Source organism: Streptomyces sp. NPDC058086 (genome assembly GCF_042885015.1).
Lineage (GTDB): Bacteria > Actinomycetota > Actinomycetes > Streptomycetales > Streptomycetaceae > Streptomyces.
Genome location: NZ_JBHVST010000191.1, coordinates 1 through 11,492 on the forward strand (window position 1 = coordinate 1; position 11,492 = coordinate 11,492).

The 11,492-nt window shown below is 68.5% G+C and carries 11 protein-coding genes; 3 read left to right on the forward strand and 8 right to left on the reverse strand.

Annotated elements, in window-relative coordinates:
- Positions 1–321: 321 nt before the first annotated feature.
- The 3 genes from ACFVWD_RS55735 to thyX all read right to left on the reverse strand — a co-directional run bounded on the left by ACFVWD_RS55735 (position 322) and on the right by thyX (position 3,995).
- Entirely contained in the window at positions 322–2,007 is a 1,686-nt protein-coding gene (locus tag ACFVWD_RS55735; RefSeq protein WP_389606650.1) for a ribonuclease J, read from the reverse strand.
- Positions 2,008–2,144: 137 nt separating this feature from the next.
- On the reverse strand, positions 2,145–3,044 hold the full coding sequence (gene dapA / locus ACFVWD_RS55740) for a 4-hydroxy-tetrahydrodipicolinate synthase (protein WP_389606651.1): 900 nt from the start codon (positions 3,042–3,044) through the stop codon (positions 2,145–2,147).
- Between the two features lie 210 nt (positions 3,045–3,254).
- Positions 3,255–3,995, reverse strand: a complete 741-nt coding sequence (gene thyX / locus ACFVWD_RS55745; RefSeq protein WP_389606653.1) for an FAD-dependent thymidylate synthase — start codon at positions 3,993–3,995, stop codon at positions 3,255–3,257.
- A 203-nt stretch (positions 3,996–4,198) separates the two neighbouring features.
- On the opposite strand from thyX, the gene ACFVWD_RS55750 reads away from it, so the two are divergent.
- Together ACFVWD_RS55750 and ACFVWD_RS55755 are read left to right on the forward strand one after the other, a co-directional pair.
- On the forward strand, positions 4,199–4,438 hold the full coding sequence (locus ACFVWD_RS55750) for a hypothetical protein (protein WP_054232800.1): 240 nt from the start codon (positions 4,199–4,201) through the stop codon (positions 4,436–4,438).
- Positions 4,439–4,560: 122 nt separating this feature from the next.
- Positions 4,561–5,118 carry a hypothetical protein gene (locus tag ACFVWD_RS55755; protein ID WP_389606655.1) on the forward strand — a complete coding sequence of 186 codons (558 nt, stop codon included), beginning with the start codon at positions 4,561–4,563 and terminating at the stop codon, positions 5,116–5,118.
- A 125-nt stretch (positions 5,119–5,243) separates the two neighbouring features.
- On the opposite strand, the gene ACFVWD_RS55760 is transcribed toward ACFVWD_RS55755, so the two are convergent.
- From ACFVWD_RS55760 to rpsO, 5 genes are all read right to left on the reverse strand, one after another.
- A complete protein-coding gene (locus ACFVWD_RS55760) occupies positions 5,244–5,699 on the reverse strand; it encodes a hypothetical protein (protein ID WP_168496258.1) in 456 nt (151 codons plus the stop codon).
- A gap of 32 nt (positions 5,700–5,731) precedes the next feature.
- A complete protein-coding gene (dapB, locus tag ACFVWD_RS55765) occupies positions 5,732–6,484 on the reverse strand; it encodes a 4-hydroxy-tetrahydrodipicolinate reductase (protein ID WP_389606657.1) in 753 nt (250 codons plus the stop codon).
- A gap of 26 nt (positions 6,485–6,510) precedes the next feature.
- Positions 6,511–7,890, reverse strand: coding sequence for a pitrilysin family protein (locus ACFVWD_RS55770; RefSeq protein ID WP_168496254.1), 1,380 nt, complete (start codon positions 7,888–7,890; stop codon positions 6,511–6,513).
- Complete coding sequence (locus ACFVWD_RS55775) at positions 7,887–10,103, reverse strand: polyribonucleotide nucleotidyltransferase (protein ID WP_384923332.1); 2,217 nt, start codon at positions 10,101–10,103, stop codon at positions 7,887–7,889. The genes ACFVWD_RS55770 and ACFVWD_RS55775 overlap by 4 nt, the downstream gene beginning before the upstream one ends.
- Positions 10,104–10,478: 375 nt before the next feature.
- On the reverse strand, positions 10,479–10,766 hold the full coding sequence (gene rpsO / locus ACFVWD_RS55780; protein ID WP_037741887.1) for a 30S ribosomal protein S15: 288 nt from the start codon (positions 10,764–10,766) through the stop codon (positions 10,479–10,481).
- Positions 10,767–11,031: 265 nt separating this feature from the next.
- On the opposite strand from rpsO, the gene ACFVWD_RS55785 reads away from it, so the two are divergent.
- Positions 11,032–11,370 (forward strand): DUF397 domain-containing protein, encoded by a 339-nt coding sequence (locus tag ACFVWD_RS55785; protein ID WP_385381122.1) that lies wholly within the window; start codon positions 11,032–11,034, stop codon positions 11,368–11,370.
- Positions 11,371–11,492: the final 122 nt, after the last annotated feature.

An 11,492-nucleotide genomic window follows, 5' to 3' on the forward strand; every position in this document is an offset into this window, starting at 1 on the left:
TTTGTACTCACCCTCTCGGGCTTTCCTCCGGGCGCTTCCCTTCGGTCTTGCTGTCTTGCTTTGTTCTTGCGTTTCCGACTCTATCAGACCGTTTCACGATCCGATTTCCTCGGTGCTTTCCAGGTTCCCGCTCTCGCGTTTCCCTTTCCGGCGGTTCCGACTTTATCAGAGATTCTGAGTCGGAATTTCCGTCCCGCTCGGGGTGGTTCCTGGCACACGGTCGTGCCGGGTTCCCGTTCAGGCGGAGCCGTAAACGTACTGGAGCGGGGCGCCCCGATGCAAATCGAGGGGCCCCGCTCCGGAGTTGGCGCGTGCGAGGGGTCAGACCTCGACGACGACCGGCAGGATCATCGGGCGGCGGCGGTAGTTGTCCGAGACCCACTTGCCCAGCGTGCGGCGGATGAGTTGCTGCATCTGGTGGGGCTCGACCACGCCGTCCTGGGCCGAGCGCTCCAGGACCTCCGTGACCTTCGGGATGACGTCCCCGAAGGCGGAGTCGTCGATGCCCGAACCACGCGCGTGGACGTGCGGACCGGCGGTGATCTTGCCCGTACTCGAGTCGATCACCACGAAGACCGAGATGATGCCCTCGTCGCCGAGGATCTTGCGGTCCTTGAGCGCCGGCTCGCCCACGTCACCGACCGAGAGGCCGTCGACGTACACGTAACCCGCCTGGACCTTGCCGGAGATCTTGGCCTTGCCCTCGATGAGGTCGACGACGATTCCGTCTTCGGCGATCACGATGCGGTCGTGCGGGATGCCGGTGAGGGCGCCGAGCTCGGCGTTGGCGCGCAGGTGGCGCCATTCGCCGTGGACCGGCATCAGGTTCCGCGGCTTGCAGATGTTGTAGAAGTACAGCAGCTCGCCCGCGGAGGCGTGACCGGAGACGTGCACCTTGGCGTTGCCCTTGTGGACGACGTTGGCGCCCCAGCGGGTGAGGCCGTTGATGACGCGGTAGACCGCGTTCTCGTTGCCCGGGATGAGCGACGAGGCCAGGATCACCGTGTCGCCCTGGACGATCCGGATCTGGTGGTCCCGGTTGGCCATCCTCGACAGGGCCGCCATCGGCTCGCCCTGCGAGCCCGTGCACACGAGGACGATCTCGTGGTCCGGGAGGTCGTCGAGCGTCTTGACGTCCACCACGAGGCCCGGCGGGACCTTCAGATAGCCCAGGTCGCGTGCGATGCCCATGTTGCGGACCATCGAGCGGCCGACGAAGGCGACCCGGCGGCCGTACTCGTGGGCCGCGTCCAGGATCTGCTGGATGCGGTGAACGTGGCTCGCGAAGCTCGCCACGATGATCCGCTTGCGGGCGCTGGCGAAGACCGTGCGCAGCGCGTTCGAGATGTCGCGCTCGGGCGGGACGAAGCCCGGAACCTCGGCGTTCGTGGAGTCGGAGAGGAGAAGGTCGATGCCTTCCTCGCTCAGACGTGCGAATGCGTGCAGGTCGGTGAGGCGGTTGTCCAGCGGGAGCTGGTCCATCTTGAAGTCGCCGGTGTGGACGACCATGCCCGCGGGGGTGCGGATGGCGACCGCGAGGGCGTCCGGGATGGAGTGGTTGACCGCCACGAACTCGCAGTCGAAGGGGCCGATGCGCTCGCGGTGGCCCTCCGCGACTTCGAGGGTGTACGGGCGGATGCGGTGCTCCTGGAGCTTCGCCTCGATGAGGGCGAGGGTCAGCTTGGAGCCGATCAGCGGGATGTCCGGCTTCTCGCGCAGGAGGAACGGGACAGCGCCGATGTGGTCCTCGTGGCCATGTGTGAGGACGATGCCCTCGATGTCGTCGAGGCGGTCCCTGATGGACGTGAAGTCCGGCAGGATCAGGTCGATTCCGGGCTGCTCCTCCTCGGGGAAGAGCACTCCGCAGTCGACGATCAGCAGTCGGCCGTCGTACTCGAAGACCGTCATGTTCCGGCCGATTTCGCCAAGGCCACCGAGCGGGGTGACCCGCAGGCCTCCCTGGGGGAGCTTCGGCGGCGGGCCAAGTTCAGGATGCGGATGACTCAAAAGACTCTCCTCACCACACGCGCCACGTACCTGGCAAGGCACGTGGCGCGCATGACGTTCGTGCAGTAGCAGTTGTCTGTGTGGGGTGCAGGCCCCTGGCCTGCGTTGTCGTGCATATTCAGTTGTGAAGTCTGTATTTAGAGTTCTACCCCGCCGGCAGCAAGATCGATCTTGAGCTGGGCGGTCTCCTCGGGCGACAGCTCGACCATCGGGGCGCGCAGCGGTCCGGCGGGCAGGCCCTGGAGGGCGAGCGCGGCCTTGGTCGTCATGACGCCCTGGGTGCGGAACATGCCGGTGAAGACGGGGAGCAGCTTCTGGTGGATCTCGGTGGCCTTCTGCACGTCTCCCGAGACGTACGCGTCCAGCATGGACCGCAGCTCCGGGGTGACGACGTGGCCGACGACGGAGACGAAGCCGACCGCGCCCACGGAGAGCAGCGGGAGGTTCAGCATGTCGTCGCCGGAGTACCAGGCGAGTCCGGAGCGGGCGATGGCCCAGCTGGCTCGGCCGAGGTCCCCCTTGGCGTCCTTGTTCGCGACGATACGCGGATGCTCGGCCAGCCGCACGAGGGTTTCGGTGCTGATCGGTACGCCGCTGCGGCCGGGGATGTCGTACAGCATCACCGGCAGCTCGGTCGCGTCGGCGATGGCCGAGAAGTGACGGTACAGGCCCTCCTGCGGGGGCTTGTTGTAGTACGGCGTCACGGTCAGCAGGCCGTGCGCGCCGGCCTTCTGGGCGGCGCGGGCGAGCTGGATGCTGTGGTGGGTGTCGTTCGTGCCGACGCCCGCGACGATGTGGGCACGGTCGCCGACCGCCTCGAGTACGGCTCGTACGAGATCCGATTTCTCCACGTCACTGGTGGTCGGTGACTCACCGGTGGTGCCGTTGATGATCAGGCCGTCGTTGCCTGCGTCCACCAGGTGGGTGGCGAGCCGCTGTGCGCCGTCGAGGTCGAGTGCGCCGTCCGCCGTGAAGGGCGTGACCATGGCGGTGAGGACCCGCCCGAAGGGGGTCTGCGGAGTGGAGGTCGGAGCCATGGGTAACACGCTACTCGCTGCTCAAGGCGTGGTCTGCCCTCGGGAGACACGACAAAGCGTGACAAATGCGGAGCCCGGCACTGCCTGCTCGGGGGTTCAAGCAGTGCCGGGTCCGTTTGATCAGGCTAGATGAACTTCTCGAAATGCCGCAATACGGACACCTCGCTCGGTTGATCCGCACATCTGTGCCGAACGGCGCGCGGGAGCGCGTTACGGCGCCACGCGCCCGTTGGCATTGAAGGCCGCGTAGGTGAGCGGCATGAGCTTGGCCCACTCCGCCTCCATCTTCTCGCCGACCATCTCGATCTCCCGCTGCGGGAAGGACGGGACCTTGGCGAGCTCGTGCTGGGTGCGCAGACCGAGGAAGTGCATCAGGGAGCGTGCGTTGCAGGTGGCGTACATCGAGGAGAAGAGACCGACGGGGAGGACGGCGCGGGCCACCTCGCGGGCCACACCGGCGGCCAGCATCTCCTGGTACGCCTCGTACGCCTGCCGGTAGGAGTCCTCCATCACACGGCCCGTGAGCTCCTGCTGCGCCTGGGTGCCCTCGACGAAGACGTACTTGCCGGGGCGGCCCTCCTGGACCAGCTTGCGGGACTCGTCCGGGACGTAGAAGACCGGCTCGAGCTCCCTGTACCTGCCCGACTCCTCGTTGTACGACCAGCCCACGCGGTGCCGCATGAACTCGCGGAAGACGAAGATCGGGGCGCTGATGAAGAAGGTCATCGAGTTGTGCTCGAAGGGGCTGCCGTGCCGGTCCCGCATCAGGTAGTTCAGCAGGCCCTTGGAGCGCTCCGGGTCCTTCTGGAGCTCGTCGAGGGACTGCTCACCGAGGGTCGAGACGCGGGCGGCGAACAGCACGTCCGAGTCGGACGCGGTGTGCTTGACCAGCTCGACGGTGACATCGCTGCGGAAACTGGGCTTGAGGTCGTCGGCGGGGGTTTCGGTCACGGTGCGGAGGGTCCTTCCCATCACATCTCTCGGGCGGCGCCCACTCTACGGGCCGTCACTGACAACGGGGCGTTCGGTGCCGTGCCGCGACATTCGTCGGCGAACTTCAGCGAATTCGGTGATTCCGGGCACCTCTTGGGGCGTTCGCTCGTCTGTATTGGTGACAGTGATCCGTTCGAGCCTCCAGAGGAGAAGCAACCCCCATGTTCCGTCGGCGCGAGCCCGTACCGTTCGCCTTCATCGCAGAAGCCGACCAGTTCCGCAGCAATGTCGCTCCCCCACCCCGCCGACGCTCGTCGGCCGGCGAGATATTCGGCCGCTGGCTCCTGGGCCTCACCGTGGTCGCCGGACTGGTGGGCGCGCTGATCGTCGGGATGCCGGCCCTGTCGCTCGACCAGTCGTCCGCGACGACCCAGCATTCCGAAGCCTCCAACGGCCGCTGACCCTCCCCCGCTGTCCAGAGGGCTTGGGGGCACCCCCATGGCCCCCCAAGGGTGGTGAGCGGGGACCCCGCTCGATAGCCTCACCGGGCACAGCCCATGCGTGGATTGAGTGAGGATCAGTCGTGCCCCTGCCCTTCCTGACGGCGGACCGTGACTTTGACGAGGTGGCGGACGAACTCGCCCTGCCCTTCGACGACCGCGGCCGCTGGCGGCGCCCCTACCGGCCCGGACCGTGGCGGGTGGCCCTCGCCGCGCTCGTGCTGCTGCTCGCGTCCTACGTGCTCGTCGCGGCCGTGCTCGTCGCGCTCACGGGGAGCCGCTCCGCCGCCCTGCTCTGCTTCGGTGGCTCCGTGCTCGTCATCCTGTGCGCGCTGCGGCTGCTGCGGATGGGCGTCTGGGTGAGTGCGCGAGGGCTGCGCCGCGTGGGCTTCCTGAACACGAGTACGGCGTCCTGGGAGCAGGTCGTCGCCGTACGCACCGTCCAGCAGCCGGTGCGCTGGCTCGGGCTGCCGCGCACCGTGCAGGGACAGGCGCTGATCCTCGTACGCAAGGGTCGTGCGGCGGACAGCCTGCCGCCGCTGCTCACCTCGCACAACTCCGACTTCCTGGCGCGCGCGGAGGCCTTCGACCGGGCGGCGGACGCCGTCGAGGTGTGGGCCGACGAGTACCGGCGGGATTGAGCCCCAGCGGTCGTAGCAGGGCGTCGTAGCAGGGCGAAGGGGCCGGTCCGCACTCCGCGGGCCGGCCCCTTCGACGTCCTTCTCCGCCGTGCCGCTCGTCGCACTTCTCGCGTGCGCCGTGGCTCTCAGGCCTCGGCGGGGGGCCTGCCCTCGCGCAGGGCGATCGCCCGCTGCATCGCCTTGCGGGCGCGCGGGGTGTCGCGGGCGTCGTGGTAGGCGACCGCGAGGCGGAACCAGCTGCGCCAGTCGTCCGGGGCGTCCTCGGTCTCGGCCTTGCGCCTGGCGAAGACCTCGTCGGCCGAGTCACGGTCGATACGGCCGCCCGGGGTGCGCTTCAACTCGTCCACGGGCAGGCCGCCCTCGGCGTCGAGCTCGGCGGCGAGCCGGTTGGCCTTGCGGACGAACTGGGTGTTCTTCCACAGGAACCAGATGCCGATGACCGGCAGGATCAGCACCGCGACACCGAAGGTGACGGTGATCAGGGTGCCGTTCTCGATGAGCAGCACGCCTCGGCTGCCGACCAGGACGAAATAGACGACCAGGACGGCTGCCGTGACGGCGTAGGTGATCTTCGCGCGCATGTCTGCCGGCTATCTGTTGTGCGTCCCTCGGCTCAGCCGAGGTCCAGGAAGTGTTCCAGGCCGAAGGTGAGGCCCGGGGTGGTCACCACGCGGCGGACGCCGAGCAGGATGCCCGGCATGAAGCTGCTGTGGTGGAGGGAGTCGTGGCGGATGGTGAGGGTCTCGCCCTCGCCACCGAGCAGGACCTCCTGGTGGGCGAGGAGCCCGCGCAGGCGGACCGCGTGCACCGGGACGCCGTCGACGTTCGCGCCGCGGGCGCCGTCCAGGGCGGTCGCCGTGGCGTCGGGCTGCGGGGCGCTGCCCGCGCGCTCCCGGGCCGCGGCGATGAGCTGGGCGGTGCGCGTGGCGGTGCCGCTGGGGGCGTCCACCTTGTTCGGGTGGTGCAGCTCGACGACCTCGACGGACTCGAAGTACGGCGCGGCGACCTCGGCGAACTTCATGGTCAGTACGGCCCCGATGGAGAAGTTGGGCGCGATGAGCACGCCCGTCTCCGGGGACGCGGCCAGTGCGGTGTTGAGCTGCGCGAGCCGCTCGTCGGTCCAGCCGGTCGTGCCGACCACGGCGTGGATGCCGTGCCGGACGCAGAAGTCGAGGTTGGCCATCACCGAGGCCGGGGTCGTCAGTTCGACCACCACCTGGGTGCCGCTGGCGACCAGCGCCTCCAGCTCGTCGCCGCGGCCCAGCGCGGCCACCAGCTCCAGGTCCTCGGCGGCCTCGACGGCTCGTACCGCCTCGGCCCCGATCCGGCCCTTGGCACCGAGGACCGCCACGCGCAGCTTGCTCATTGCTTCGTTCCTTACCGAGACGGGAATTACGCGACCGCGTCGTGCAGACGAGAGGCCTGCTTGTCCTTGAGCGGGCCGATGACCGACAGCGAGGGCCGCTGTCCCAGGATGTCGCGGGCGACCGAACGGACCTCGTCCGGGGTGACCGACGCTATCCGGACCAGCATGTCGTCGACCGACATCTGCTCGCCCCAGCACAGCTCGCTCTTGCCGATACGGTTCATCAGCGCGCCGGTGTCCTCCAGGCCGAGGACGGTGGAGCCCTGGAGCTGACCGATGGCGCGGCCGATCTCGTCGTCCGAGAGGCCGTGCTCGGCGACGTGGTCGAGTTCGTCGCGGCAGATCTTGAGCACGTCGTGGACCTGGCTCGGCCTGCAGCCCGCGTACACACCGAAGAGGCCGCAGTCGGCGAAGCCCGAGGTGTACGAGTACACGCTGTAGGCCAGGCCGCGCTTCTCGCGGACCTCCTGGAAGAGGCGGGAGGACATGCCACCGCCCAGGGCGGTGTTCAGGACGCCCAGGGCCCAGCGGCGCTCGTCGGTGCGGGCGAGGCCCGGCATGCCGAGGACGACGTGGGCCTGCTCGGTCTTGCGGCCGAGGAGCTCGACGCGGCCCGCGGTGCGGATGGCGCGGCGGCCGTCGCGCGGGGCGATCGGCTCGGCGGCGCTCTCCTTGAGGGCGCCGGCCTTCTCGAAGGCGGCACGGACCTGGCGTACGACCTTGTTGTGGTCGACGTTGCCCGCGCAGGCGACCACGAGGTGCGTCGGGTCGTAGTGCTTCTTGTAGAAGCGGCGGATGCGGTCGGCGCCGAGGGCGTTGACCGTGTCGACCGTGCCGAGGACCGGGCGGCCGAGGGGGGTGTCGCCGAGCATGGTGTGCGCGAACAGGTCGTGCACGCAGTCGCCCGGGTCGTCCTCGGTCATCGCGATCTCTTCGAGGATCACACCGCGCTCGGCGTCCACGTCGCCCTGCTCGATCAGCGACCCGGTGAGCATGTCGCACACGACGTCGATGGCGAGCGGGAGGTCGGTGTCGAGCACACGCGCGTAGTAGCACGTGTACTCCTTGGCCGTGAACGCGTTCATCTCGCCTCCGACCGCGTCGATGGCGGAGGAGATGTCCAGGGCGCTGCGCCGGGAGGTGCCCTTGAAGAGCAGGTGCTCCAGGTAGTGCGTGGCGCCGTTCAGCGTCGGCGTCTCGTCGCGGGAGCCGACGTGCGCCCAGATCCCGAAGGTGGCCGAGCGTACGGAGGGGAGGGTCTCGGTGACGATGCGCAGGCCGCCGGGGAGGGTGGTCTTACGGACCGTACCGATGCCGTTCTCGCCCTTGATGAGGGTTTGGGTACGGGCGACGGCCCGCGCCTCCGAAGAGGTGCGGGCCGTCGCCGTGGAGCTACGAGACGTCACTGGTCGGTGTCGTCCTTCTTGTCGTCGTCGCCTTCGCCCTCGATCACGGGGATCAGGGAGAGCTTGCCGCGGGAGTCGATCTCGGCGATCTCGACCTGGACCTTCTGGCCCACACCGAGGACGTCCTCGACGTTCTCCACGCGCTTGCCGCCGGCGAGCTTGCGGATCTGCGAGATGTGCAGCAGACCGTCCTTGCCCGGGAGCAGCGACACGAACGCGCCGAAGGTCGTCGTCTTCACGACGGTGCCCAGGTAGCGCTCGCCGACCTCCGGCATGGTCGGGTTGGCGATGCCGTTGATCGTGGCGCGGGCGGCCTCGGCGGCCGGGCCGTCGGCGGCACCGATGTAGATGGTGCCGTCGTCCTCGATCGTGATCTCGGCGCCGGTGTCCTCCTGAATCTGGTTGATCATCTTGCCCTTGGGGCCGATGACCTCACCGATCTTGTCCACGGGGATCTTGACGGTGATGATCCGCGGGGCGTTCGGGGACATCTCGTCCGGCGTGTCGATCGCTTCCATCATCACGTCGAGGATGTGGAGGCGGGCGTCACGGGCCTGCTTGAGGGCCGCGGCCAGGACGGAGGCCGGGATGCCGTCCAGCTTGGTGTCGAGCTGGAGGGCGGTCACGAACTCCTTGGTGCCGGCGACCTTGAAGTCCATGTCGCCGAAGGCGTCCTCCGCACCGAGGATGTCGGTGAGGGCGACGTAGTGCGTCTGGCCGTCGATCTCCTGGGAGATCAGACCCATGGCGATACCGGCGACGGGGGCCTTCAGCGGCACACCGGCGTTCAGCAGCGACATGGTGGAGGCGCAGACCGAGCCCATGGACGTCGAGCCGTTGGAGCCGAGGGCCTCGGACACCTGACGGATCGCGTAGGGGAACTCCTCGCGGGTCGGCAGGACCGGCACGATCGCGCGCTCGGCGAGCGCGCCGTGGCCGATCTCGCGGCGCTTCGGGGAGCCCACGCGGCCCGTCTCACCGACGGAGTACGGCGGGAAGTTGTAGTTGTGCATGTAGCGCTTGCGGGTCACCGGGGAGAGGGTGTCCAGCTGCTGCTCCATGCGGAGCATGTTGAGGGTGGTGACGCCCAGGATCTGGGTCTCGCCACGCTCGAACAGCGCCGAGCCGTGCACACGCGGGATGGCCTCGACCTCGGCGGCGAGCGTACGGATGTCCGTGACGCCGCGGCCGTCGATGCGGACCTTGTCCTTGATGACGCGCTCGCGGACCAGCTTCTTGGTCAGCGCGCGGTACGCGGCGGAGATCTCCTTCTCGCGACCCTCGAACTGCGGGAGCAGCTTCTCGGCGGCGATCTCCTTGACGCGGTCCAGCTCGGCCTCGCGGTCCTGCTTGCCGGCGATGGTGAGCGCCTGGGCGAGCTCGCTCTTGACCGCGGCGGTCAGGGCCTCGAGGACGTCGTCCTCGTAGTCGAGGAAGATCGGGAACTCGGCGGTCGGCTTGGCGGCCTTCGCGGCGAGGTCCGACTGCGCCTTGCACAGGACCTTGATGAAGGGCTTCGCGGCGTCGAGGCCGGAGGCCACGACCTCCTCGGTCGGCGCCTCGGCGCCACCCTTGACCAGCTGGATGGTCTTGTCCGTGGCCTCGGCCTCGACCATCATGATCGCGACGTCGCCGTCCTCCAGGACGCGACCGGCGACGACCATGTCGAAGACGGCGTCCTCGAGCTCGGTGTGCGTCGGGAACGCGACCCACTGGCCGTTGATCAGCGCGACGCGGACGCCGCCGACCGGGCCGGAGAAGGGCAGACCGGCCAGCTGCGTGGACGCGGAGGCGGCGTTGATCGCCACGACGTCGTACAGGTGGTCGGGGTTGAGGGCCATGATCGTGGCGACGACCTGGATCTCGTTGCGCAGGCCCTTCTTGAAGGACGGGCGCAGCGGGCGGTCGATCAGACGACAGGTGAGGACGGCGTCCTCGGAGGGACGGCCCTCGCGGCGGAAGAAGCTGCCGGGGATCTTGCCGGCGGCGTACATCCGCTCCTCGACGTCCACCGTGAGGGGGAAGAAGTCGAGATTGTCCTTGGGCTTCTTGGAAGCACTGGTGGCCGACAGCACCATGGTGTCGTCGTCCAGGTACGCCACGGCGGAGCCGGCGGCCTGCTTGGCCAGGCGGCCCGTCTCGAAGCGGATGGTGCGGGTGCCGAAGGAACCGTTGTCGATAACGGCCTCGGCGTAGTGGGTCTCGTTCTCCACTAGCGTTTTCTCCTCGTCTTCGTCCCGTCCTGCCCGTGTGGCAGGGGGACGGTGGCGGAGAGGCGCTCCGTCTGGTGCGGGCCGGTCTTCGATCGAAGCACCCGGGATCTCATTCCCCGGGGGCCACTACCGAGGACCGGCGGCGGTGCGGTGCGCGTCTCCTCGTTCGTTGACGTGACGCTCCCTACCCGGCGGGTACGGAGTCATCACGCTGTGTCGTACGTGCTGTGTCCTGCGTATTGCGTTGTGCTACCACACTACAAAGCGTCGGTGACACTCCGCACGTACAGAGACGTACGGCAATGCTCACGGCAGCGGCACGTACAGCAAAAGGAGCGGCTCCCAAGAGGTGGGAACCGCTCCCTTCACGGCGTCTTACTTGGCGCCCGCCGCACCGCGGCGGATGCCCAGGCGGTCCACCAGCGCACGGAAGCGCTGGATGTCCTTCTTGGCCAGGTACTGCAGCAGCCGGCGGCGCTGACCGACCAGGATCAGCAGACCACGACGGGAGTGGTGGTCGTGCTTGTGGGTCTTGAGGTGCTCGGTCAGGTCCGAGATGCGGCGCGAGAGCATGGCGACCTGGACCTCGGGGGAGCCGGTGTCGCCCTCCTTCTGACCGAACTCGCTGATGATCTGCTTCTTCGTAGCGGCGTCGAGCGACACGCGTACTCCTCGTAGTCTCTGAGTAGCCACCGAGTGCCCCTGGTCCACATCTCAGGGGAGCTTCCGTTACTCGGGAGGCGGGGATCCGCTGGGCGCGGCCTCCAGAGCGATGGGCTCCGGGGGTGCGTACACAAACGGCCGTCACACAGCGTACCAGCCTGGCCGGATGCGTCTGTCCGGGTCTCCGAACCCGCCTGGTGACGCGGACGTGGCCACTAGGGTGACCGCACAGGTCATTCGTACGTGGGGAAGGGGCCGCTTGAACATGGCCGAGGCAGCGGACGCAGCGGGCGTAGCGGACAAGGACATCGCGGCGGAGACGGACGCCGACGTCAAGGCGCGCAAGGAGCGGGAGAAGGACGAGCTCTACGCCCTGGACATCTCCGACGTCGAATGGCACAGCGCGCCGGGCACGGAGGAACACGAGGAGCGGGTCGAGATCGCGTACCTGCCCGAGGGCGCGGTGGCCATGCGTTCGTCCCTCGACCCGGACACGGTCCTGCGGTACACGGAGGCGGAGTGGCGGGCCTTTGTGCTGGGGGCGCGGGACGGGGAGTTCGATCTGGAGCCGGCGCCGCACAACGGGGGGCTTGCGCCGCAGTAGGCGACGTGCTGAGGGACGAAGACGGGGAGGGCGGTCGGCTTGTGCGCCGACCGCCCACCCCCGTCTAGGGGCGGGGGTAAGCTGGTGATTGTACCGGGCGGTATCATATAAAAAAAAGAAGC

Bases quoted from the DNA above. Each gene is read 5' to 3' on its own strand.
- dapA (WP_389606651.1), bottom strand. From the start codon at position 3,044: ATGGCTCCGACCTCCACTCCGCAGACCCCCTTCGGGCGGGTCCTCACC.
- ACFVWD_RS55750 (WP_054232800.1), top strand. From the start codon at position 4,199: ATGTTCCGTCGGCGCGAGCCCGTACCGTTCGCCTTCATCGCAGAAGCC.
- ACFVWD_RS55760 (WP_168496258.1), bottom strand. From the start codon at position 5,699: ATGCGCGCGAAGATCACCTACGCCGTCACGGCAGCCGTCCTGGTCGTC.
- dapB (WP_389606657.1), bottom strand. From the start codon at position 6,484: ATGAGCAAGCTGCGCGTGGCGGTCCTCGGTGCCAAGGGCCGGATCGGG.
- ACFVWD_RS55785 (WP_385381122.1), top strand. From the start codon at position 11,032: ATGGCCGAGGCAGCGGACGCAGCGGGCGTAGCGGACAAGGACATCGCG.